The organism is uncultured Caldilinea sp. (assembly GCF_937128415.1).
In the GTDB taxonomy this organism is placed as follows: domain Bacteria; phylum Chloroflexota; class Anaerolineae; order Caldilineales; family Caldilineaceae; genus Caldilinea.
This window is the reverse complement of sequence record NZ_CAKZMJ010000089.1, coordinates 19,574-42,900: the sequence shown is the minus strand read 5'-3', so window position 1 is coordinate 42,900 and position 23,327 is coordinate 19,574. Positions and strand designations below refer to the sequence as shown.

17 protein-coding genes are annotated in these 23,327 nt (G+C 60.8%); 5 read left to right on the top strand and 12 right to left on the bottom strand.

All coding sequences use genetic code 11. From position 1 onward, the window contains the following. Positions 1-96: 96 nt before the first annotated feature. The 5 genes from Q0367_RS17235 to Q0367_RS17215 all read left to right on the top strand — a co-directional run bounded on the left by Q0367_RS17235 (position 97) and on the right by Q0367_RS17215 (position 6,349). Positions 97-1,131 carry a beta-galactosidase gene (locus tag Q0367_RS17235; RefSeq protein WP_297633423.1) on the top strand — a complete coding sequence of 345 codons (1,035 nt, stop codon included), beginning with the start codon at positions 97-99 and terminating at the stop codon, positions 1,129-1,131. Then, positions 1,131-1,973, top strand: coding sequence for an ABC transporter substrate-binding protein (locus tag Q0367_RS17230; RefSeq protein WP_297634042.1), 843 nt, complete (start codon positions 1,131-1,133; stop codon positions 1,971-1,973). Before Q0367_RS17235 ends, Q0367_RS17230 begins: the two co-directional genes overlap by 1 nt. Continuing rightward, positions 1,970-2,899, top strand: coding sequence for a metallophosphoesterase (locus Q0367_RS17225; protein ID WP_298983768.1), 930 nt, complete (start codon positions 1,970-1,972; stop codon positions 2,897-2,899). The genes Q0367_RS17230 and Q0367_RS17225 overlap by 4 nt, the downstream gene beginning before the upstream one ends. Before the next feature lie 139 nt (positions 2,900-3,038). Beyond that, positions 3,039-5,501 (top strand): Lon protease family protein, encoded by a 2,463-nt coding sequence (locus Q0367_RS17220; RefSeq protein WP_298983766.1) that lies wholly within the window; start codon positions 3,039-3,041, stop codon positions 5,499-5,501. A 44-nt stretch (positions 5,502-5,545) separates the two neighbouring features. After that, the gene (locus tag Q0367_RS17215; protein ID WP_297633429.1) at positions 5,546-6,349 is read left to right on the top strand and encodes a hypothetical protein; all 804 of its coding nucleotides are present in this window, start codon (positions 5,546-5,548) and stop codon (positions 6,347-6,349) included. 10 nt (positions 6,350-6,359) lie between these two features. Here Q0367_RS17215 and Q0367_RS17210 read toward each other — a convergent pair whose 3' ends face one another. The 12 genes from Q0367_RS17210 to Q0367_RS17155 all read right to left on the bottom strand — a co-directional run bounded on the left by Q0367_RS17210 (position 6,360) and on the right by Q0367_RS17155 (position 23,283). Continuing rightward, positions 6,360-8,624: a DUF2142 domain-containing protein gene (locus Q0367_RS17210; RefSeq protein WP_297633432.1), complete on the bottom strand. Its 2,265-nt coding sequence runs from the start codon at positions 8,622-8,624 to the stop codon at positions 6,360-6,362. Next, positions 8,621-10,681: a glycosyltransferase family 39 protein gene (locus Q0367_RS17205; RefSeq protein WP_298983763.1), complete on the bottom strand. Its 2,061-nt coding sequence runs from the start codon at positions 10,679-10,681 to the stop codon at positions 8,621-8,623. Before Q0367_RS17205 ends, Q0367_RS17210 begins: the two co-directional genes overlap by 4 nt. Before the next feature lie 89 nt (positions 10,682-10,770). After that, positions 10,771-12,960 carry a glycosyltransferase family 39 protein gene (locus tag Q0367_RS17200; RefSeq protein ID WP_298983761.1) on the bottom strand — a complete coding sequence of 730 codons (2,190 nt, stop codon included), beginning with the start codon at positions 12,958-12,960 and terminating at the stop codon, positions 10,771-10,773. A gap of 52 nt (positions 12,961-13,012) precedes the next feature. Beyond that, positions 13,013-14,188 (bottom strand): glycosyltransferase family 4 protein, encoded by a 1,176-nt coding sequence (locus Q0367_RS17195; protein WP_297633438.1) that lies wholly within the window; start codon positions 14,186-14,188, stop codon positions 13,013-13,015. Positions 14,189-14,191: 3 nt separating this feature from the next. Beyond that, the gene (locus tag Q0367_RS17190; RefSeq protein ID WP_297633440.1) at positions 14,192-15,133 is read right to left on the bottom strand and encodes an N-acetyltransferase; all 942 of its coding nucleotides are present in this window, start codon (positions 15,131-15,133) and stop codon (positions 14,192-14,194) included. Next, entirely contained in the window at positions 15,130-15,582 is a 453-nt protein-coding gene (locus Q0367_RS17185) for a hypothetical protein (protein WP_297633442.1), read from the bottom strand. The genes Q0367_RS17190 and Q0367_RS17185 overlap by 4 nt, the downstream gene beginning before the upstream one ends. 76 nt (positions 15,583-15,658) lie before the next feature. Next, complete coding sequence (locus tag Q0367_RS17180) at positions 15,659-16,282, bottom strand: LysE family translocator (protein WP_297633444.1); 624 nt, start codon at positions 16,280-16,282, stop codon at positions 15,659-15,661. Then, the gene (locus Q0367_RS17175; RefSeq protein WP_298983757.1) at positions 16,279-17,526 is read right to left on the bottom strand and encodes a glycosyltransferase; all 1,248 of its coding nucleotides are present in this window, start codon (positions 17,524-17,526) and stop codon (positions 16,279-16,281) included. The genes Q0367_RS17180 and Q0367_RS17175 overlap by 4 nt, the downstream gene beginning before the upstream one ends. After that, entirely contained in the window at positions 17,523-18,809 is a 1,287-nt protein-coding gene (locus tag Q0367_RS17170) for a glycosyltransferase family 4 protein (protein WP_298983756.1), read from the bottom strand. Before Q0367_RS17170 ends, Q0367_RS17175 begins: the two co-directional genes overlap by 4 nt. Positions 18,810-18,891: 82 nt before the next feature. Next, complete coding sequence (locus Q0367_RS17165; protein ID WP_297633450.1) at positions 18,892-19,620, bottom strand: hypothetical protein; 729 nt, start codon at positions 19,618-19,620, stop codon at positions 18,892-18,894. Continuing rightward, a complete protein-coding gene (locus tag Q0367_RS17160) occupies positions 19,617-21,956 on the bottom strand; it encodes a glycosyltransferase (RefSeq protein ID WP_298983753.1) in 2,340 nt (779 codons plus the stop codon). Before Q0367_RS17160 ends, Q0367_RS17165 begins: the two co-directional genes overlap by 4 nt. Next, positions 21,943-23,283 carry a glycosyltransferase family 2 protein gene (locus Q0367_RS17155; protein WP_298983751.1) on the bottom strand — a complete coding sequence of 447 codons (1,341 nt, stop codon included), beginning with the start codon at positions 23,281-23,283 and terminating at the stop codon, positions 21,943-21,945. The genes Q0367_RS17160 and Q0367_RS17155 overlap by 14 nt, the downstream gene beginning before the upstream one ends. Between the last annotated feature and the right edge of the window lie 44 nt (positions 23,284-23,327).

Genomic DNA, 23,327 nt, shown 5'->3' with positions numbered 1-23,327 from the left:
TCCGATTATTATCGACATGTGGTCGATTTTCGTAAGCACTGGCTTCTGTGGGTTGCATTCGCCATCTTCCTGACGTTTGCAACCGGTCTGTTTTGGATGCAACAACGCGCCGCACGCGTGGCGATCGGCCCCCCACAGACGGTGCAAACCGTCAACCCCAAAGCAGGCGTTCATACACGGCTGACCGACGAAGTAGAAGAGTGGAAGATCAAACGCACGTTCGAGATGGTGCGCGAAATGGGCGCTCCCTGGATCGTCGAGTATTTTCCCTGGGCCTACATTGAAAGTGAACGCGGCCGCTACCACTGGGCGCACGCCGATATGGTGGTGAGACACGCGCGTCAGCAAGGGCTGCGCATCATCGCCAGGCTGGGGTTTGTGCCGGAATGGGCGCGACCGAAAGACACGACGCCGCTCTATCTGGATGAAGAGCATTTCGTCGATTTCGGGAACTTTGCTGCGAAGTTCGTTGAGCGCTATCGCGGCGACATCGAGCATGTCATTCTCTGGAACGAGCCAAACCTGGCGCTGGAGTGGGGCTATGCTGCGCCGGATGCGGTAAAATACACGCAATTGTTGCGCACCGTCTACCCGATGATCAAAGCAGTGGCCCCGGAAGTTCAGGTGTTGGGAGGCGCGCTGGCGCCCACGCTGGCGCCGCCGGGCAGCGAGTTCGGCGTCAACGACCTGTTTTTCTTGCAGGCGATGTATGACGCCGGCGCCAGGGACTATTTCGATATTCTGGCGGTTCACGCCTATGGGTGGCACTTCGATCCAGACAGCCCACCTCATCCGGAGGTGGTCAATTTCCGCCGCACCGAGCTGTTGCGCGCCATCATGGTCGAAAATGGCGACGGCGAGAAACCGGTCATGATCACAGAAGGGGGCTGGAACGACCATCCGCGCTGGACGCGCGCGGTTCGACCCGGGGAGCGGATCGCATACACATTGCGCGCCTATGAGATCGCGCAAGAAGAGTGGCCCTGGCTGGAGGCGCTCTGTTTTTGGGTCTTTCGATTTCCCTGGGATCAAAATTCCTATCAAGATTATTTCACCTTCGTGCGCACCGATTTTGAACCAAAACCTATTTATCGGGAGGTGCAACAATATCTGCGCGCATTCGCCCCTTGATGCAGCGAGGGCGCATCCTGTTCGTCGTGGCGGGCGTCGTCCTGGCGCTCGCGCTTGGCGGCGTTTGGTTGAATCAAGGCGTGCAAGAGGCGTTGCTCTTTTCTTTCTGGCGCAGCGACGGAACCTGGGAAGCGATTCAGCAGCGCGGCGCCTGGCGGGTCGGGCTGGATCCCAGTTTTCCGCCGTTTGAAATGTTGGACGCCTCCGGAGCGCCCATCGGCTATGACGTGGAGCTGGCGCATGCATTGGCGGCCAGCTGGGGCGTGCGCGCCGACATCGTCGCCGTCGGCTTCGACAGCCTGCCCGACGCCCTGAAAGCCGGCAAAATTGACAGCATTGTGAGCGCTTATCCCTACGACGAGCGACTGACTCAGGATTTCCTCTTTTCCACGCCTTACTTTGACGCAGGCCTACGAATTGCCGTGCACAATCGTTCAACAATCAACGAATTGTCCGATTTATCGGGAACTCGCGTGGGGGTAGAATGGGGAGGACTGGGTGATATGGTCGGGCGGCGTCTTCAGCGCGATGGGCTTGAGCTGACGCTGCACCCCTTCGAGACGCCGGAGGAGATGATCGCAGCGCTGGTCGAGGCGCACAGCGTGGAAGCGATTCTGATCGACAACGTGATGCTGCGGAAGGCGCAGGCTGCCGGCCTGCCGCTGCGCGCTGTGAATGCACCTCTGGAGAGCATCCCCTATGTGATCGTGATGCCCCGCAGAGCCTATGAATTGCAACGGCAGCTTGAAAACTCTCTCCACCAATTCAAGACCGATGGCAAACTAGACGAACTGGAGCGTCGCTGGTTTGCCGATCATGCGACGGAGGACGTTGCACCATGAGCAATGGCGCAGAAGTAAAGATTGGACTCGTCACCGACACTCATTACTGGCAACGCGACACGCCATATGTCACTTCTGAAGGGGCCGTACAACTTCAACCCTGGTCGGAGCAAATTTTGAACGCCTTGTTGGACGCTTTGCGCGCAGCGCAACTCGATCTGGTTGTGCACCTGGGCGATCTTGTCTGCGGCGGCGGAGGTTATAAGATGCCGGGCGAGGAATATGAGCAGGCGATGCGCTACGTTCACCGGCGTCTCCATGAACTCGACGTCCCCGTCGTCGCCTTGCCCGGCAACCATGATCTCTATCCAGGCAAGGGCGATCTTCGCGAATTTTACGGCTTATGGCAATATCAGGAAGGTCTCGGCAAAACGATCGATCTGCCGCAGGCGCAGCTTATTTTGCTCAACACCATGGGGCACTCGCCGGAGCAGATTCAAAGCGCCCCGGACGGCGACCCGGTCTATGGCATGGTCTCCCAGAGGGAGCTAAGACGTCTTGAGGAGCTACTGTTTTCATCTGACAGCCGACCGGCGCTGCTCTTCACGCATCAGGTGCTGTTGCCCTGGAACCATCGGAAGAGCTGGAAAGACTATTACGGCGTGCACAATGCGCAAGACGTGTTGAGTCTCATTGGCCGCTCGAAGCGCGTACGCGCCGTTTTTCAGGGACACGCGCATCGTCTGAATATTCAGGAATATGCTTTGCATTCAGGTCGCCGTTGCGTTTTTGCAACGTTGCCTGGAACCATCGAATACCCGGTGGCGTGGATGCTGCTCTCGCTTCGGGACGCAGAGGCGCGCCTTCAGCTTCAACGCCTTCCGCTTCCCGAGATTTGCGCCATCTCCGCCCGCAGCGGCGACGGTCAGCACTGGCGCGAAGGAGAGCCCGACTGGTGGGACTATCGATTTGCACTGTCGGTTTGATCGATAGTGATATAATAATAACGAGCAAAGAGATACAGCTGGGCGCCTTCCAGAAAGTTCCAGACTTTCTGGAAGGTTGTGTTTCACAATTAAAAATTATCCATTCACTGCCACCTTGCATGATGGAGAGGAGCAACCATTGTCTCCCATAAATCCTTTGTCTCCCGAAGCCTTAAGTCGTCGTTGCAACCCGGAGGAATTTCCTTTTGAAACAACAGAGGATCTGGACGGCGTCGTCGCCTTGATCGGGCAGGAGCGCCCGGTCAGCGCCTTGCGTTTTGGCGTCAAGATGCGCCGCCAAGGGTACAACATCTATGCACTGGGCCCTTCTGGGGTGGGCAAACACACGCTGGTGCGCCGCATTATCGAAGAGCGCGCTGCTCAGGAGCCGCCCCCTTCGGATTGGTGTTACGTCAACAATTTCAGCCAGCCCTACCGGCCTCGCATCCTGCGGTTGCCGCAGGGGCGGGGGCGAGAGTTCAAGCGCGACATGGCGCGCCTCGTCGAGGATATGCAGACTGCGCTCTCCGCGGCTTTCGAGAGCGAAGAATATCAGGCGCGGCGGCGCGCGATCGAAAGCGAATTTCAGGATCGACAACAAGCCACGCTCATGCAGCTTCAGGAACAGGCGCGCCAACGCGGCCTGACCCTTCTGCGCACGCCCGCCGGACTGGCCTTTGCGCCGTTGAAGGGCGACGAAGTGTTGACGCCGGATGAGTTCGAGAAGTTGCCTGAAGAGGAGCAAAAACGCATTCGCGCCGACGTCGAGGTGATGCAGGAGGAGCTGCAGAAAGTCATCTCGCAGGCCCCGCGTTGGGAGCGCGAGCTGCGCAATCAGGTGCGCGCGCTCAATCAAGAGATCGCCAGCATTGTGCTCAACGATCTGATCTCTGAACTTGCCGGCTCATACGCCGACATGCCTGCAGTGCTGGAATATCTTCAGGAGGTGCGGCGAGATGTTCAGGAGCATCTGAGCGACTTCTTGATGGCGGGCGAAAAACAGCGTCAGGCCTCCGATGGCGAAAATCCGCTGGCCCTCCTCGATAGCGTCTCCCCGCTGCGTCGCTATCAGGTCAATCTTCTGGTGGACTCCGCCGACGTCAAGGGGGCGCCTGTCGTCTATGAGAGCAATCCCACCTACACCAATCTCAACGGTCGCATCGAGCAGATGGCGCAGATGGGCGCACTGGTCACCGACTTCATGTTGATCAAGCCAGGCGCCTTGCATCGCGCCAACGGCGGCTACCTCATCCTGGACGCGCTGAAGGTGCTTTCCAACGCTTACGCCTGGGAAGGGCTGAAGCGCGCGCTGGAATTCGGTGAAGTGCGCATCGAATCCGTCCTCCAAATCCTCAGCCTCACCAGCACCGTTTCGCTGGAACCTGAGCCCATGCCCTTGGATGTCAAAGTCGTTCTTTTGGGCGACCGGCTGTTGTACTATCTGCTCTCTCAGTACGACCCGGATTTCAACGAGCTTTTCAAGGTGGCGGCTGATTTCGCCGACGAGGTGGAGCGCACGCCGGAGATGCACCTGGCCTATGCGCAGTTGATCAGCTCTATCGTGCGCAAAGAGGGGTTGCGGCCGCTGAACCGCTACGCCGTCGGCGCCGTCATCGACCACGCTGCGCGCCTCGTCAGCGACAGCGAGCGGTTGACGGCGCAGATTCAGGCCATCGTCGATCTGCTGCAAGAGGCCAACTACTGGGCGGCGGAGGCCAACGCCACAGTGATCAACGCCGAACATGTGCAACAGGCCATCGACGCCCAGATCTTTCGCCTCGACCGCGTGGCAAAATTGATTCAAAGCGAAATCCTGCGCCGCACCATCCACATCGACACCACCGGCGAGGTCATCGGGCAGATCAACGGCCTTTCCGTGCTGCAGCTGGGCAACTTCACGTTCGGCCAACCTTCGCGCATCACCGCCACCGTACGGATGGGGCGCGGGGACGTCGTCAACATCGAACGCGAAGTCAACCTGAGCGGGCCGATTCATTCTAAAGGCGTGCTCATTCTGGCCAGTTTTCTCAACGCCCGCTACGCGAGCGAACAGCCGCTAGCGCTTTCCGCCAGCATTGTCTTCGAGCAATCGTATGGCGCCGTCGAAGGCGACAGCGCTTCTTCGACCGAACTGTACGCATTGCTCTCCGCCATCGGCCGCATTCCGATCCGGCAGGGGCTTGCGGTCACCGGCTCGGTCGACCAATACGGACGCGTGCAGGCGATCGGAGGCGTCAACGAAAAGATCGAAGGCTTTTTCGATCTCTGCAAGGCGCGCGGCCTGACCGGCGATCAGGGGGTGTTGATTCCGGAGACCAACGTTAAGAACCTGATGCTGCGCAACGACGTGATCGAAGCCGTCGCCGCCGGCAAGTTTCACATCTACCCGGTTTCGCACATCGATGAAGGCATCGAGCTGTTGACCGGCATGCCCGCGGGCGTTCCCAACAAGCAGGGCAAGTATCCAAAGGGAACGGTCAACCGCGCCGTCATCGATCGCCTGGAGAAAATGGCGAAAAAACGCCGCGCGCTCGAAAGCAAAGAACAGGCGCAAAAGGAAGCCAAATCCGGCGCCAACGAGGAGACGCCCAAGTTGGAGTGAGAGGTGCTCAAGTGAGCTCTGGTCATTTTTTAGGAGTATACTGGATGAGCGGGCAAGAACGCGGCGAAACATCGTCGCCGGGATATATACTCGTGGCATTGGACGCCTCGCCCTACAGCGCAGCGGCGCTCGCCGCCGCCGCCGAAATTGCAGCCGCGTTGAACCTGGAACTGCGCGGCATTTACGTAGAGGACACCGATCTCCTGCATCTGTGTGGGTTGCCGTTTGGTTTTGAAATCGGCTCTTTCACCGCCAGGCCCCGCCGATTGGTGCAGTCTCATATCGAGCGCGAATTCCAGCTGCGGGCGGCGCAGTTGCGCAAGATCATGGCCGAGATCGCCGGCCGCCAGCGACTCTCCTGGTCTTTTAAAGTCGTGCGTGGGAGGGTGACCTCGGAGTTGCTCTCCGCCAGCTCCGAGGCGCACATGGTCAGCCTCGGACGCGTCGGCACGACGCCGGGCAAACGCATCGGCTCGACGGCCCAGGCCGTGGCGCGCAACACGCAGCGGCCCGTGCTCGTGCACGCACAGCAGCCGCTGAGCGGCCCATTCACAGTCGTTTACTTAGGAGATGCAGCTTCCGATCATGCCGTTCAGCTGGCTGCGCAGCTGGCGAGACCGCGCGGGACGAGCATTCGCATCCTGGCGTTGCCTCAATTTCGTCCGCAGGCCGACGAGTTCGCCCAAGAAGCGACTGCCGGCGGGCTTGAATGCAGCGTCACCACCGCGCCTTCGGCCGAAGCAATGATGACGTTGCTGGCGCAGCTCGAAAGCGGCGCCGTCATCCTGCCCGTTTCGGTTGCGCCGTGGCTGGACTCGCTTGCAGTGACCGCCATCGTGACGCCCTGAAGGGAACTTGTCACTCGGGCGCAAACGTCGCAACTCGCACCTGGCCGTCTCCTGCGAGAACAAGCCCGGCTGAAGTCACCGGCAAACGCAGCGCGCCCGCGCTCGCCGATTCATACAATCCGACCCAGACCTCATAGTCGCCCGCAGAGAGCGAGTCGGGCAGTGCGATTTCAAATCGGCTCAGGACGCGGTCCCCTGCGCGCCAGCGATGCGTCGGAAAGCGGTCGCCTGCGGGCGTCTGATCATATCCGCCCACGCGCTCTCCTTTAGCGTCGAGCACATGGACGAACGCCGTGTAGTCTGTCGCCGGCTGCCCCAGCGCCTCCCAGAGCAATTCCACGATCAACGTGCGGGTCTCGTCCTTCCACTGCACGGCGACTTGATCCAGTCGGATCACGCCGCCGAACTCGCTGCCCACCTCCTCCGCCGGCAGGCTGAGCTCCGGCGCGGTCGGCGGCTCCACCGTTACGACGCCGATGAAAGGCGTGATCTCCTCACCGGCAGAGTTGTATGCAGGCAGCGGCAGATAGGTTCTCTCCGCTTCAGTCGCCGGGTCGATGAAGCCTACGTAGAGCCGCGCCGCTAGCGGCGCCCACGAGTCGATGCGCCTGGTCACGCGCAGCAGATAGGCGTCGGCGTAGATGGCGCCGGGCGTCCAGAAGGTGGTGGGATTGCGCCCCCAGCCTGGATGGGTGGTCAGATTGGTGATTTCAACGCCGTTTTCATCCAAAAGCTGCAAAAAAAGCTGATAATCCTGCTCTAACGGCGCAGTGGTTTGCAAATAGAGCGTCACAGGCAGGCTCTCGCCGACGCGCACCCGCTCGGCGTCGAGGCGTAGGGCCAGCAGGCGCAGCCTTTCCTCGTCGCCGTAGCGCACGTCGAGCTGCGTTGCGCGGGCGTCGATGGTTGTCACAGGCGGTGGTGCGTAGTAGGCGTTGGGGAGCAGCCAGCCCAGCGCGTAGATCGACATCGCCCCCAGCACGCCCGTCACGCCGATGAGCGGCGGGCGTCGCCACAGCGCGGGCAGCCAGCGCAGCCAGAACTCGATCCCGACGACCAGGAGAATGGCGACGGAAGGCAGCGCCGGAAAGAGCAACCGCCCCTGGCTGCCGGTCGCCTGCAAAGTCCAGTAGAGCAACAGGACGGCCATCATGCCCAGCCACAGCCAGAGGAGAAGCAAGAGGCGGGGACTGAAGGGCGAAGAATGCGAAGCTGCATTGCGCAGCGATGCGACGGTCGCCAGCGCTGCGCCGCTCAGGCCGATGACCGTCACGACGTCCATTGTCCTGTAGAACCAATCCGGCAGCAGGATGTTGAACCAGCCGAAGACGCCCCAGGCCGAGTAGCGCAGGCCGTCGAACTCGGGCCAGAAGTTTTTCCAGGTCAGCGGCTCTTGACGTCGGCCGTTGATCTCCATCAGGTGCGAAAGCCCGCTCCAGTCGCCGTAAAGCGCAATGTTGCGCGCATACCACCAGCCTGCGATCAAGAGCGCCGGCAGGCCAGTGAAGAGCAGCGCCTCGAGCGCAAGGCGCGGCGTCCTGCGTCGCCAGGCCAAAAAGAGCGCAACCAGGCCGCTCAGCGGGATCAACCCCAGCCCCTGCAACTTGCTCAGCGCAGCGGCGCCCAGCGCAACGCCGAGCACAACCCACTCCCGTCGTCGGATCGGCTCCTTCTCCGCCTTTACGAGCAGCCGCGCCAGCCAGAAGAGGGTGAAGGCGCTGGCGGCAATCACGGCGTTGTCGTTGGAAAAGGAGGCGCTCAGAAAGAGAAACTGGGGGATCAGGGCGGCCAGCGCCGTCGCGCCTAGCGCCAGCGTCTTGTTGTGGGCGAAGGTGAAGGTCGCCAGACGATACAGGCACCACAGCGTCAACGCGCTCATGAGCAGCGACAGCCAGCGACCCACATGCAGCGCAAGATTGGCTCCCGTCAACGCACGCCAGCGGCCGGAATGGAGCATGAAGTTTTTGTTGCCAGGATAGAGCGGGTCGCCGATGTTGGCGCGCGGGTTGGGGATGGCGATCGCCTCGAAGTCGCTCTGGTCGATGGGCGCCGTCGCTGCGCCGGTGATCAGATAGTAGAGCGGCGCCTGGCTGCCCTCCTGCGCCCAGGGGCCGGGCGAACGAGGGTCCTGCACCGGCAGGCCGTTCCCCTGGGCGATATGGCGGGCGAAGGCGTAGTGAAATGGTTCGTCCGGCGTCTCGAAAGCAGGGACGACCAGGCTATAGGCGACGCCCAGGAGCAGGAAGAGCGCAAAAATGAGTCCGGTTGTTTTCATGGCGCCTCCGCCGGAAAGCGCGCCGTCACGCCATCCGCGCCGATTTCGCCGCCTTCGATGCGGGTGACCGGCAATTTCTCCCACGTTTCAGCGTCATAGACCTGTAAGGTGTAAAAGCGACGGACTCCTCCCGCGCCCGGTTCAGAGGGCGGAAACTCGACGAACTCCATGATCGTCTTGCCCGGGTCCCAATAGAGCGTCGGGATGTCGCCTTCGTATGGCTCTCGCTCCACCATGGCCAGCGTCTGCTCGGCGCCGGAGGCGTCCTCCTCGACCAGCCGCCAGATGTAGCGATAGCGGCGGTCGGGCTTTTCCAACACCTGCCAATAGAGGCGCACTTGCCAGGGCAGCCCCACCGCCGCCGGGTCGACGTTGACGTCATAGCCGGCCAGCCGGATCAGGTCGCCAAACTCGGCGGTGATGGGGTGTTGCACGGTTTCGGGCAGCGCCTCGAACACCGGAATTTTGGGCAGATAAAGATGGATGCGCAGCGAGGACTGGCTGAAGAGCTCGACGTCGCGCACGCGCAGGAAGTGCTCCAGCAGCCAGCGCTCGACGTCGCCCTCCAGATCGAAATAGGGGTGTGTGGTCGACTTGATCACCCAGATGCGGTCGAATTGCTCGCCCAGCTCCGCCAGCCAGGCAAAGGTGTCTTCCATGGGGCGGTTGAGCAGCGGCGCGCCGTAAACGCCCAGGCGCGCCCCGTGCGCAATCGCTTCGTGCACCGGCGCCATCGGCAGGTAATACTCGAAGATGCGCCACGAAGAGGGCGGGTAATAGAGCACCGCGTCGCCGGGCATGATGCGTCCGTCCATGATCTCGCCCAGCCGCGTATAGTCGTCTTTGTCATACTGTTCGAGTGTGTGGTAGCTGAGCGTGCTCCAGCCGACGCCGGCAAACAGGAGCAGCGCCAGCGGCCAGGGCGCCCATAGGCGCAGGCGACCGAGCGCCGCCAGCCCGGCGCCGACCAGCAACGTGTACGGCCCGACCAACATGCCCAGATGGCGCGAGTTCATGTACAGCGGTTGAAAGCGGCTCAGCGTCAAAATCAAAAATATCGGCGTCATGAGCACGACCGGCGTCACCCAACCGCCGCGACGCAGAGACTCCCATGAGCGCAGCCCCCATCCTGCGCCGATGACGGCGAGCGCCGCGAAGAGCAGGTCGAGCGGCCAGGCCAGCGCCAAATCGGCGCTCGGCCCCAGGCTGAAGGCGTTGACCAGGTCAGGGACGACGATGCGCGCCGTGATTTTGGGAAAGTTTTCGCCTGCGCCTTGACGGACGGCGTTCCACAGCGCGTAGCCGCCCACGACTGCACTGGCGAACGCGACGACGGCGATCGCAATCATCCCGGAGCGTACGCGATGGCGGAAAGACCAGGCCGCCAGGATGAGGAGATGGATGGCGATCAAAAAGACGGCGTAATAGTGCGTGAGTGCAAAAAGCAGCTCGACCAGAAGAAAGCCGAAGAGATGGGGGCGGCTCAATCTTTCCTGCTCCGTCGCCCTCAGCAGCAGATAGGTGGCGAGCAGCGCCAGCGCCGCCCACAGCGCGTAGGGCCGCGCCTCCTGTCCGTACCAGAGCAGGAAAGGGTTGACCGCCGCCAGCGCCGTCGCCCACAGGGCCGTGGCCGCGGGCGCAAGCGCGCGGCGCTCCATCCAGCGCGCCCAGAGATAGACGCCTGCGGTGAAGAGCGTCGCCGCCAGCGCCGAGCCGTAGCGCAGGACGAAGACGCTCTCTCCCGCCGTGCGGATCAACAGCGCCTGCAGCGCGAAATAGAAAAACGGATGTTGGTCAATGGTCCGCAGCTCGCTAAAGCCGTCCTTGATCACCAGCACGCCGAGCAGCAGATTGGGCAGATTTTCTTCTGCGCGCTGCAGGCTGAGGCTTTCATCCCACCACAGGTCTTTGGCGTCGAGAAGAATCACAGCATGCGCAAAGCTGAGCATCAACAACGCCAGGAGGAAAAGACGTCGCCAACCGGCGGCGCTCCTGTTCGCCGATCCGACGCCTATCTGATCCGATGAAGCGGGCTTCCCCGCCGACGTTTGCGCCATCACAAGCATATGAGCTTACATCGAAACCGTGGCTGCCGAAAATTTCACGCTTCACCGGAACGAAGATGTCTGCGCTGCTCCATCGACGTCTACGGCGAGCCTGGCGTGGTGAAGCTGGCCGCATCCCCGGGCAACCTGGCGCCCTCAACATAGGCCGGTAGACGCGTCAGGCTGTGCGGATCGTAGAGACCAACCAGGAGGTTGCGGGCCGATGCGAGCGGCTCTGCGAAGAGACGCTCATCTCGAATCACATCCCCTGGCGCCCAGAGCCGGGTCGGGCTAAGCCCAAAATTCGGAGGGCCGTCGTTTTGCGCAAGCAGCGCAGCGTTCGCGTCCGTCGCGTGGACAAAGATCGTGTAGTCGGTTGCCATTGCGTCGAGCGCCTGCCACCAGAGGACCACGCCGGCGATCTCGCTTTGCGCTGACGCGGCGGGCAGCCATTCGACCCCGATCAGCGCAGCGACGTCTCCGAACCGGACAGGCTCGGCCAGCAAATGTTCGGCGGGAGGCTGTAGAGGCGCCTGCGGGCGAATCACGACTTCGGATGCGATCGGCGGATCGTAAATTTGACCGGCGCGCAGGACCGTCAGCGGAGCCTCATTCTCACCGACGTTCTCCAGCAACCAGACGCCGAGCAGCGCACGCGTGGGGCCGTTCAAATCTGCGGCGGGCAACAGCCGGTAACGGTCGGCATACCAATCCCCCGCCCGCCAGCGTTGCGTCGGCGAAAGCCCCGCTCCAGGATAACTGTGTTGTTGATCGCTCACCGTCCAGGAAGGAGAGGTTGGGATCAACAACTGAAGAGAGACGGTGTAGTTTCGCTCAACCCGGCGCAGCGCCTCCCAGTACAGCGTGACCTCGGCGATTTTGCCGTGATACAGAGGCTGGCTCTCGACGCCGTGCAGGGCGATGGCGTCGCCGTAGAGGAGCGGCTCCTCGAAGCGGTTGAGGGCGGCGACCGCTGAATGGGTCAGCCGTTGCGCCTGCGGATAGTGGTCGGGAAGCCAGAAGAACGCAAAGGCAACGCCGAGCAGCGCCGGAGCCAGCGCGCTGAGGAGGGCGACGGACTGTCGCCGGCGCGCGCTCCACCAGCAGAGCCAGCCGCAAGCCGTCAACCAGGCCAGGCTTGGAACGATCGGCAGCAGCAGTCGGCCCTCTGGAATGACGCCGCCCAGGGGACGGATCGCCAGTGTGCGCGTCAGCAGGTAGACGCCCACCAGCGCAGCAGCCCAGATTGCGTGCATCACCGGCAGCGCAGGCGTCCATGTCGATATCGTTGCGTTGCGACGATAGAAGAGCCAGCCGGCGAAACCTGCCACGACGCCGGCCGCCGAAAGCGTATAGAGCCAGCCGGGCGCAAAACCGACGCCTCCGATGCTCCAGTCGAACCAAAAGGTGCGAAAGATCACCTCCAGATGGGGCGGGAGAAGAAGCAGGTCGGTGAGCGGCGCAGTGAGAATGGCCTGGATGGGCACGCTGCGCGAGACGCCGAACACATCCTCCCCGCGCAAGGCGTTGGCCGCCAGCCACAGCCCCCACAACGGCGCAAAGCCGGCGACGGACCACGTTGCAGCCAGGATCGGCTTTCGCCACCGGCGCGTTTTCATCCAGAGAAAAAAGGCGGAGAGAGGAATCAACAGCAGCAAGAAAACGGTGTTCGCCTTCGAAAGCATTGCAAGCCCCAGCAACACGCCGATCGCCGCAAACGAGCGAGGCGGGGCGTCCTGGAGCGTCAGGACTACGCTCCAGGTGACCACAAGGGCGGAAAAGGCGGTTGCGGCCAAGTCGTTGTTGACGGTTCCGCTTAGAAATAGAACCATGGGCTGAAACGCCGTCAGGCTGACGATGAGCAGCGCGTATGCGTCGGGCAGGATGCGCCGGGCGCCGATGTACATCCCGACCAGCCCCAGCAACCCCAGCGCAGTGGACGCCAATCGCGCCGCGTACAACGCAGGCAATTCGGAAGGCGTCATCGGAACGATGGGATTGAGGTTCCCGATACGCGTCGCCAGAAAGTGGGGGTTGGGCGGCAGCTCTGTGTCGAGCGGAGGATCGGGAAAAGGCCAGCTGAACAAAGCAGCCAGCGCGTAGTACAGGGGCGGCTGATGACGCTCATCGGCGCGCGTTGAGCTGTGTAAGTCCGGCAGGCGCCCTGTCTTGCGGATCAAGACGAGATGTTCGTAGTGCAGCGCCTCGTTGGGGCTGGCGAAGGCGGGCAACCGAAAGGCGATCTGTACGGCGCAGGCGCTGTAGATGAGCAGAACGATGAGGAGTGGCAAATGCCGTCGAGCCGCCCGCAAGGGGAAAGCAGGGGTTGGAACATCTGGCAAGTTATGCTTGAACGGAGCTGACGCCATATTGGTATCTCTCCAGGTGACGTCGGGCGATTTCTTCCCAGCCGAACTGAGCGCTGGCGCGGCGCGCATAATTTTGAAGCCGGGCGCGCAGGACAGGATCGTGGGCGAGGCGCAGCACAGCCTCCGCCATGGCGTCCGCATCGCCGATTTCGGTGTAAAGCACCTCGCGCTCATGCTGCAATTCAGGCAAGGGGGCGAGCGGTCGCGTTGTGACGATGGCGCAGCCGTTGGCAAGCGCCGCCATCAGCGTGCCGCGGCGCAGGCTGGCGCCGTCGGCGAAAGGCAAAAGCACGACGTCGCAAGCATTGAGGTCGGCGGCCACTTCGCTGTCGGGCTCGGCGCCTGTCCATTGCACCAGCTCCGATAATTGATATTTGCGAATCAGAGTTTCCACCTTGCGAAAGTAAGTCTGATTGGTCTGGTCGCTGGCGCCGATCTTGTCGCCGATCATGAGCAGTCGCACGTCGTTGCGCTTCCCGCGTAGACGGCGCAGCGTTTCGACCAGCTCCACGCCGCCTTTGCTCTGATTGAGGAAGCCAAAAAAGCCGATGACCAGGTGGTGATCGGCGTAGCCGCGCCGGCGACGGCGGGCGCGGCGCTCTGCTTCGGAAAGCTGCACGCTGACGATGTTGCTGCCGATCGGAATGGCGACGGCCTCGATGCGATGTTGGAGCAGCGCCAGGCGATCGGTCTCTGTGGTTGTGATGACCAGTTCCGCGCAACGCGCCGGAACTTCCGTCACCCAACGTCGCAAAAAGCGACCCGCCTTGGGAAAGAGGTACATCGGCAGCAGGTCATGATAGGTCCATGCCGTGCGCACGCCCTTGCGTTTCCAGAGACAGGGAGCGAAGTTGACGGCGGGATGCATGCCGTAGGCTGCCGTCTGATATTGCACGTGCACCCAATCGGCGCGCAGCTCATGCGCCAGTTCGGGCGCAATTTGCAGGATGCGCCAGTCCCATCGCTCGATGGCCGGCAACACCCGCACACACTCGTCAAAGTCGGTGCAGTGGGGCTGGACAGCGCGTTGCGAAGTCAGCACGCTGACGCGCGCGCCGAGATCATGCAGCGCCAGCGCCAGAGCACGCGTGTAATCGCCAACGCCGCCTCGCATGGGAGGGTATTCGCCGGTCACGAAGAGAATGTGCATCGTCTACGCCTGCAATGTTTTCGTCAATACGTAGCCGCGGTAGGGATGTTCGACAAAACCATGCTGCGCCAACAGGTTGATGGCGGCGGCCTGGTGGATACGCACAAAGACGATCGCTTGATCGAGCGATTGGTGGACGGCGTCATTGAGAATTCTGCGCAACATCCAGCGACCGATATGGTGATTGCGCCAGGGAGGATCGACCTCCCAGTGCACAAGATGCGCAACTTGTAGCGAACGTCCCTCCACCTCGACGGTGCACCGGACGACGCGCGCCTCGCCGATCAACTCGGTGCGTCGAAAGAAGACCTGATAGCGTCGGTCCGCGGAGGTTCCTCGAAAGACCAACGTCAGACCTGATTGCGGGACGCCCTCTTCCAAAAGCTCCTGGCGAAGGGTGCAGAAAAAACAGTAAAAGCGGTCCGTATATCGAAAATCTTCGGCGGTCAACAGTCGCACCTGGTCCGTCCAGTCGGACGGCAGCAGCCCAAACCCTCCTTGCCAGGAGGGATAGCCGGTGCTGGGGTGATACGCCTTGATTGCGGCGACTCCATGGCTTCGCCAGTAGGCATAGGCGGCGACGAGCAGACGACGCCCCACTTCGTCGCGCAGGGTTTCATCAGCGGGCAGCGCCAAAAAGCGCAGCAGCCCGAGCGGCTGGTAATCAGGGCGCTCCTGGCTTTCACTGTCCAGGCCGACGGCTGCATCGAGCAAGCCCACCATCTCCCCAACGCGCAGTGCAATGAAAACGGCGTGACTGCGCCAGCGCACCGGCAGAAGGGTCGGCGGCGCTTCGTTCAGAAGTTGGTCGGCGGCTTCGGCGGGCGTCATAGGCCGAGTGTAAATGGAGCCTGACAACGCAGGGTGAAGCAGGTCAAGCGCACGCTCGACGTCTTCCGACGTCAGTTCTCTGATCACCAGGGTGGGCGCAAACGGCAGCGTCATGGCGTCTGTCTGGAAGACGGATGAGATTTTTGGGCTTGCAGCGTCGCCAGCAACTCGCCCTGTCGTTCAACGGCGGGCAGCGCAGTTGCACGCAGCGTTTCCAGGTCAAGTAGACCGTTCTCTTGCAGAGGATGATAGGTGACCACGAGCCGCCGAGCGATCCGGCCACTTTCGTGCACAGCGTCAATCTGTCGAAATTCGATGCGAAGCCTCTGGATGGGCGAGTGCAGCGAAAGCCCCTGGTCGTCGAGCGTCACATGAGAGCGCCACTGCACGCCGAACGTCCACGCCGCATACAGGCAGCCGACCAGAAAAACCAACACGACCCAGTCGAATTGGCGCCACAGCGACCACGCGCACAAAGCGACGGCTAGCGCGCTGGCGCCGACGAGCGCAATATACAGCGAAGTCGCCCGATAGGTCAGGCTGGATTCTGGCGTCTGTCTCATCAAGGGTTCGATGCTGGAACAGGACCGGATGTTTTGGTTTTTTGCCGACGTACAGCTTTCCTCATCGCAATGTATTCTACCCGATCATGTCTTGAAGCGCCTGCCAGAAGAGACGCAGACTAAAAAACGCCAGCAGCAGCGCGCTGGCGAAGAGGAGTCGTCGATACCAATCATCGTTCAGATAGCGCCGTCCGCCGGCGACGGCGAAGGCGGCCAACGCTTTGCTGCCAACCAACAGGGCGTAAAAACTGGCCAGAAAAACGATCGCCAGGGCGGGTCTGTTTTGCCAGGCGCGCGTGAAGAGCGGTGCGCCGACGCCGATCCAGAAGAGCCAGGGATTCGGACTTAGAAAATTCACCATCACCCCGCGCCAGAGGTCGGCGACGGCGGAAGCCTGCGCAGCCGGGCCGGTTCGTAGAAGTGTTGCACTGCGTGCGTCGCGGGCGATCTCCCAGGCCAGGTAGAGGAGAAAGGCGGCGCCGGCCAGCGTCAGCGCTGTCTCTACGCCAGAGGGCAACGCCGAAACAAACAGCACCGTGAGCACGACGATCGGTGCATCGGTGATCAAGGGCGCCACGGCCACGCGCAGCCCGGCGGCCAGGCCATATTCCAACGTGCGCGTGATCACAAGCGTCATCAGTGGACCTGGGCTGACGCCGGCGGCGAAGCCCAGCGTCAGGCCGGCGAGGAGGTGGCTCATGGGCGATTCTCCAGGATTTCTCGATAGATGGATTCAATCCGATCGACGTGTTGTTCAAACGACGAAAAATCCACGCTTTGGCTTCGCATCGCTTCCAGCGTTTGAGGATGGTCCACGAGGCGCTGAAGCGCGTCGCTCCATGCCCTCACATCGCCCGCCGGCAACAGCAGCCCGTTGACGCCATCTTGAATCGCCTCCGGCAGAGCGCCCATTGCCGATGCCAGCACCGGAGTTCCGACTGCCAGCGCCTCATGTGCGACCAGACAGAAGGTCTCGTGCCAAAGGCTGGGAACGGCCACGGCGTCGGCGTCAGCCATGGCCCGCCAGACTTCTTGTCGGCTCAGCCTGCCTGGAAATGTCACTCGCGTGTCCGCCATCTGGCGCAGCAGTTGGGTGTAGTGTGGATGCGACGAAAGATCGCCGACAATCGAGAGGCGAAGATGGCCCTTCACATTGCGGAAGGCTTCCAACAGGATATGGACGCCTTTGTTGGGCGCCAGCCCGCCGACGTAGAGAAGGGCGAGTTCGTCTTGTTTGGGTCTGCGCTGCAGGAGCGTCGCGTCTGGCGGCGAAATCCCAAGTTTGACGGTCCGCAACTGTCTGTCAGGAATGCCGTGCTCACTGTGCCAGCGGCGCACGAAGTCGGACGGCGTCAACAACACAGCAGCCTGGCGGAGCAGTTTCTTGAGCCTGCGATTGCGATCTACAAGGAGCCCCCACAGCAGCGGCGCTCCTGCCCAGGCTGAACGCTTCCCCGTTCGCGCCACGGCGCAATGCGTGCAGTTGAAATACCCGCGTGGGCCATCGCAAGAGACATGGCTGTAATTGGTCAGCAAATTGGCGTTGGCGCAGATCCACCAGTAATCGTGCAGGGTGACGAGATAGGGAATGCCGACCCGGGTCAAATGTTCAAGCAGGGCGACCGGCAAGCCCATCAGATGTTGAACGTGCACGACGTCGGGTCTGAACTGCTTCACCGCCGTTTTCCAGAAGTTGAAAATGTCCGGCTGTCGCCATGTCGATAAAAAGCGCAATGAAGGGGAGAAGGCGCCGGCGGAAGCGCGAAAGAGGGTGACGGCGTCCTGTTGTTCTATTCTGAGCGCTTCTTTTCCAGAATAGGAGCGATGAAATACGGCGCTCTGCCAGCCTCGCCGCGAAATAGCCTGCGCCAGCGCTTGGGTGTAAAGCTCGACGCCGCCGACGAATTCCGGCGGATACTGGTGAACCAGGTGGAGCACCTTCATTGCGCCGGAGCTCCTTCGTTCGCAAGTCGGCTGTAAATATCTCGAATGAGCGGATATTTATAGTCCCACGTATGCTGGCGGAGCACTTTGGCGCGACCTGCTTCCCCCATCCGTCGCCGAAGCGGAGGATTTTCGGCAAGCGTCTGAATGGCTTCCATCAGCGCCTGCACGTCTCCAAAGGGGACTAACAAGCCATCTCGACCATGATCGACGACGGTGCGCACGCCCCAGGCCTGCGCTGCAATCACCGGTTTGGCGTAGGTCCAAGCCTCTAAAAAGACCATGCCAAAGGAATCGGTGCGAGAAGGCAGCGCCAGGATGTCCATGGCGTCGAGCAGATCGAGTTTGGTCGCATGGTCGACGCTGCCGAGCACGACCAGTCGATCGCGGTCCACCGCCGGCAGATCGTCTAAATAGCGACGGAATTGCTCGAGGATGGCGCCGGCGAGAACCAGGTGGACGTGGAAGCCTTTGCGCCACAGTGCGCGCACCGCTTCAACGACGTGCATCACGCCCTTGTCGTAGGCCATCGTGGAAAGCACGCCGACAATCGGCCCTTCCAGCCCATAGCGACGACGGAAGCGGGCGCCATCGCCTCCCTGGAGTTCGGCGAGAGTCACGCCCGGCCCGACCACGGCGATACGCTCGGCGGGCATCCCCCGGCGTTGGTAAAAAGCGGCCTCATCCTCGTTGTTCGCAAGAAGGAAGGCGCTGTTGACCACCAATTCCACCTGATGGCGCATGGTGTAGAACCGGCTCACGGCGTCTTCGCCCGGCTCTGAGCCGACGCCAAGATGCGTGAGAGGATAAATTACGAAAGGTGTTCGATTTTGATGGGCAAAGTGTTGCGCGGCGGCGATCAACGGCTCAAAGACGATCGTCATGCCGGCCACCAGGTCGAAGCGCTCCTGGGTTGTGGCAAACCAGCGAAAGAGTTCAGGAGTCCACGGCGTGAAGCGCGCCAACCGATGCAGCCACGGAGACGGCAGCGCTGGCGCGCGCGCCAAGGTCCAAAGCAAGCGCCGCATCGCAGGATAGCTTAACTGGGGCGCCGGAAGATGGCGCACCGGAAAGCGCAGGACGCGCACCCCCTCGACCACAGATTCCGCCTCTGGAATCCGACGCGCACTCGGATGCCAGAACAGCTCAAAGTCCCATGCGTCGGTGGTGACGACGGTGACGTCATGACCCTCGGCGACTAGGCGCTTGGATATGGCGGCCAGATGCAGTTCGGCGCCGCCCACGGCGGGAAGATAGCGCTGGGTTACATGCAGAATGCGCATGAGGTCGGTTCAAGGCGACGAATTAGAGAAGGGTGCATCGTCTATGAACATCGCCGGTGGCATAATCGTTGCGCCCAGAATTTTATCCGTTCGAAGCTTGATCGTTTTGCGCTCCGGGAGCGGTCAGGCGCTGGAGATGCCAGCGCAGCTGCGCAATTTCTTGCGCCTGCGCCCGGTTGAGAGCGACCAGTTCCTGCAGGACAACGTTGTACGCATCGTTGACTTGCGCCTGTCTGCGGACGACTTTGTTCGTGTAGAACAGCACCAGTTCGTGCAAGGCTCTGCGAATGCGATTCAACAGGCCGCCGATGATGGGAAGATGGCTCTGGCGCACCTCCATCTCAACGACGGTGGATGCGTCCTGGAGCGATTCGGCGAGCGCCTCCAGGGCATGGGTTCTATCGGGCAAGTCTGCGCTCGCTGCAGGGGCGAAATCGAACGCGTAGAAATGGGCGTAGCTCGAACCAAACGGCTGATCCGAAAGAGCTCCCCAGTCTGGCGGCGAGTCCGCCGTCGAGGGTGTATGTTGCTTGAGATGCGCCGCCTGCCGCACTTCTTGTCGCAATGCTTCCAGGCGCTCATTCAGCACCTGAATTAACGTCATCATCATTTCGTTGGCGTTAAACTGGGCGCTCACGACATCCTCAAAGGCTGGAGACTTCCCTTGCCCGAACAACTCGACGCGCGTGCGAGCCTGATATGCGCGCAGGCGTTGAATGCCTTCAGAGACGTCATCTTGCATCAGCGAATGTTGGAGCAATTCAAACTCTACAGAGTTCAGAATATCGGCGACCGTGACAGGACGTTTCATGATGTGCTCTCTGCTTTCTGGACAGGCGTTGGCTGGCTTTGCGCCATCGCAGCAGTTTCGGCAAGCACGCGGCGATAGACCTGTTCAAAGCCGCGCGCCATATGGATGTGTGTAAAACGATCCAGCAGTCGCTGTCGGCCGGCGACGCCATACTCATATAGCGTGCGCGGCGATTGCAACAGCGCCGCCATCGCTTCTGCAAGTTGCTCTGGGCTTTCCGGATCGACCAGGCGGCCGGTGACGCCGTCGTCAACCACTTCCGGAATGCCGCCGGCGCGACATCCGATCACCGGTTTGGCGTAGTTCATGGCTTCCAGATAGATCAGGCCGAACGACTCGTAGAGCGAAGGCGCCACGAAAAGATGGCAGCTTTGATAGAGCGTCTGCAATCTCTCCTCGGAGACTTCCCCCAAGAACTGGACGCTTGCAGTGCATTCCGGATAACGCTTTCGGAAATAGGCGGGGTAGCTAAGGCCGGTCTTGCGCTTGAAGCCGTCAGCTTCGCTGTTGTCGGCGCCCGCAATGATAAATTCAACGTGCGGTAGCCGACGCAGCACTTTTGGAATCGCAGTAAAAAGGTCTTGAATGCCTTTGCGCTTTTCGAGCCGCCCTACATAGAGCACGGTTAATTTGGCGGGCAAACGATCCAGTGGAAAAGGACGCGTCGCCTCGTCGGCGACAGCTTCAATTCCATGAGGAATGATTTGAATCGGGGCGGATTGATCGGACACTCGATAGACCTTTTGCAAAGCTATCGTGGTGGCAAACGAGTTGGCAGCAATGAGCGCCGCACGTCGGAGCAACGTCTCTTCGATTTCTCCCACCAACCGGGTATCGTCAGAAAAATCTCGTTCAATTTGACCGATCTGACGCTGCGCAGTTTGTGGACGCACCACCACCGGCAACATGCCGGAGACGGCGGTCACGAACCCATCCGCCTGCCAGACCGGTGTGTCAACGATCTGAATGTCATCGTTCAAGAGGAGGCGCTCCAGTCGCTCGTGCACAGCGTGGCTGTAGTTCAGCAAGTGGTGCACCTTGGGCAGATGGCGCAGATGAAGGTAACGGTTGAGGCGATACGGCACGCGATGCACATAGGCGCCGTCGTAGAAGCTGACGCCTTCCTGTTTGCCGTGCGTAAGCACATGGACGGTGTGCCCCAACTCGAACAGCCCTTTCGCCATTAAGTTGGTGTGTCTGCCAACCCCCTCATAGCGCTCCGGCGGATAATTGAAGCTCAACAACGCAACGCGTAGGGGCGGGTCCACCAGCGTCACGGTGGAGCGTCTTCCACTGACCGGGTCGACGGAAGGCTGGAGGGCGGAGTCCTGATTGAGATAGGGTTGGATGGGTTCTGTGCTTGTGTTTTCTTCGTGGTGCATTGATTGCGACAACAGCGTAGGGGGCCGAAACAAGGCGTTGGTTGCGCCGAGAAAAGCCCCTTTCGCTTCTAGCATGCTTGCTTTGAGCAATTGTCCTGAAGAGATTTTCTTGTGACGGTGCAAATCGACATTCCAGAGCCAATGACCATGGACAAAGTAGCCGATGCGCCGCAAAATGTCTCGGGGCGGCGCGCCCAGACTCCGTCCGTTGCGAATAGAGAAATAGACGGCGGCCTTGGTTTGAATCCACCATCTTCCCTGGAACGTAAACGCGACGCGATTGCGGCTCGATGCAGGCACGTGATAGACGGGCGCTTCTGCTGTGGGCTGTACGAGGAAACCGGCGCTGGCCAGCCGCACCGCCGCATCGGAGTCGTCGTACACCCATTCATAGAATTCATCGAACCCGCCGATAGCCATCAATGCGCTGCGGCGATAGGCCATATTAGCGCCCATCATTCGCATCGTCCAAAAACGCCCCAGCCCTTCAGGCGGCAATTTGTCGAGCAGTCCTGCGCGGACGTCATATTGCTCCGCCAGCGCAGAAATGATTCCCAGCCTATGTTGGATCGCAGAATGCGCGGGATGGACCAGATAGACTACGCCGCCGGTTGCGGCTATCAGAGGATTGGCGAATATCCGATTCAATTGCAAGAGCCAATTGCGAGAGGGCACGGCGTCGTCATCGATATAGGCGACAATCTCGCCGCGCGCAGCCCGCAGGCCAATGTTGCGCGAGACGCTCAAATTCGCCACCGGACAATGAAGGACGCGGAGCCGGCCTTCGTACTCTTTCAAAATATCAAGCGTGTGGTCGCGTGTCGGCCCAACCACAACGATGACCTCAAAATGAGGGTAGGACTGATGTTCGAGCGCCTGCAACAAAATTTTTAACGAAGCAGCGCGGTCGGTTGTATTGACAATCACCGAAAATGTATGTTCAACGTTGGGCATGGGCAAGCAATAGCTCGGACAATCGTCGGCGATACTCTTGCAACGTAATTTGAGTTTCTAGTAAATTCAGTCGATGATCGAGCACGCGGGCAAGATCTTCCAGGTTTTGGGCCTGAGCATCTTGTAAGGACCTCAATTGCATAAACTGATGAAGGTTGGCAAGGCCGAGGAATTGGTATACAGCGTATTGAATCCTTTTGTAGAGAGGGAGAGACGGATTGCTCCACAAGGGTTGATATAGCTTTTCGATTTCTCGGCGTTGCGCTGCAAGCGCCTTGAAACTGGCCTGGATTTGCTCGTGAATTCGTGCAAGTTCTCGCTGCCATTGCTCAAATTCCAACGTTGAAGAGCCATCATTGTCTGTTTGGGGCAAGGTCAATTGCTCACTGCGTCGATATGCTGCGTAGTAGATTTCCGCCATGCCTGTTTGCAGCAAACGCTTCAGCGGTGGAGGGAGAGCGCTATTCCCGTCCACGATCCGTTGTTGGAAAATCTCCTCTAGATGTTGGCGAATGGATGCCGAAGCCAGGGCGCGGCCGATCGACTCGTGAAAAGAGGGTTCCGCTGCGGCGGCCTTGACCTCTGCGTCGACGAATTCAATCAGCTCCGCCTCTGAAAACTGTTTGCAGATGAAGCGATAGCGAGATTGATGTTGGTTGGCGGTGTGACGAATCGGTTCGCGAAGCCATTCCCGGCTGCTGAAAAGATGGCGTCCACGAGTGCGCACGGAGAGATAGGTTTCGAGCCCTCGACGTCGCGCGCGATAGCAATAGTCGCTCTCTTCGTAATAGGCGGGATAAAACTCTTCGTCCATGCCGCCGATCGTTTCCCAGGTGGCGCGACGGATGGCGAAGAGCGCCCCGGTCACATAGTCAACCGCTACATCGTTCGCTGGCGTTTCAGTGCGGTGACGGCCATAGCCGAGAGGGCGCGTGATAAACGCGCCGGCGTGGTTGATGGCGCCGTTTGCATCTTCGAGCACGGCGCCGACGATGCCGCAATTGGCCTGCTCTCGGAAGGTGGCGTGCAACCCATCCAACCAGCCGGGAGCAACCAGACAATCCTGGTTCAACAGGACAAACACTTCGCCGCTGGCAGCCGCCATGCCGACGTTGACGCCGCCGGCGAAACCTAAATTGACAGGTTGGGGGAGCAGTTTCACCTCTGGAAACTGAGAGCGGATAAGCGCTGCGCTGCCATCGATGGAGGCGTTGTCGACGCAAATCACCTCCAGCCCATGTTCGCCCGCATGCGTGAAAACGGCGCGTAAACACTCCGCTAGCACAGCCTCCCCGTTCCAGACCGGGATAATGACGCTGGTTAACATAGCATCGGATTATATCACACAAGAATTTTTGACAGCGTTTCCGA

Coding starts and splice junctions, on each gene's coding strand:
- Q0367_RS17235 (WP_297633423.1), top strand. CDS start 97: ATGCAACAACGCGCCGCACGCGTGGCGATCGGCCCCCCACAGACGGTG.
- Q0367_RS17230 (WP_297634042.1), top strand. CDS start 1,131: ATGCAGCGAGGGCGCATCCTGTTCGTCGTGGCGGGCGTCGTCCTGGCG.
- Q0367_RS17225 (WP_298983768.1), top strand. CDS start 1,970: ATGAGCAATGGCGCAGAAGTAAAGATTGGACTCGTCACCGACACTCAT.
- Q0367_RS17215 (WP_297633429.1), top strand. CDS start 5,546: ATGAGCGGGCAAGAACGCGGCGAAACATCGTCGCCGGGATATATACTC.
- Q0367_RS17210 (WP_297633432.1), bottom strand. CDS start 8,624: ATGAAAACAACCGGACTCATTTTTGCGCTCTTCCTGCTCCTGGGCGTC.
- Q0367_RS17205 (WP_298983763.1), bottom strand. CDS start 10,681: ATGGCGCAAACGTCGGCGGGGAAGCCCGCTTCATCGGATCAGATAGGC.
- Q0367_RS17195 (WP_297633438.1), bottom strand. CDS start 14,188: ATGCACATTCTCTTCGTGACCGGCGAATACCCTCCCATGCGAGGCGGC.
- Q0367_RS17190 (WP_297633440.1), bottom strand. CDS start 15,133: ATGACGCTGCCGTTTGCGCCCACCCTGGTGATCAGAGAACTGACGTCG.
- Q0367_RS17185 (WP_297633442.1), bottom strand. CDS start 15,582: ATGAGACAGACGCCAGAATCCAGCCTGACCTATCGGGCGACTTCGCTG.
- Q0367_RS17180 (WP_297633444.1), bottom strand. CDS start 16,282: ATGAGCCACCTCCTCGCCGGCCTGACGCTGGGCTTCGCCGCCGGCGTC.
- Q0367_RS17175 (WP_298983757.1), bottom strand. CDS start 17,526: ATGAAGGTGCTCCACCTGGTTCACCAGTATCCGCCGGAATTCGTCGGC.
- Q0367_RS17170 (WP_298983756.1), bottom strand. CDS start 18,809: ATGCGCATTCTGCATGTAACCCAGCGCTATCTTCCCGCCGTGGGCGGC.
- Q0367_RS17165 (WP_297633450.1), bottom strand. CDS start 19,620: ATGAAACGTCCTGTCACGGTCGCCGATATTCTGAACTCTGTAGAGTTT.
- Q0367_RS17160 (WP_298983753.1), bottom strand. CDS start 21,956: ATGCCCAACGTTGAACATACATTTTCGGTGATTGTCAATACAACCGAC.
- Q0367_RS17155 (WP_298983751.1), bottom strand. CDS start 23,283: ATGTTAACCAGCGTCATTATCCCGGTCTGGAACGGGGAGGCTGTGCTA.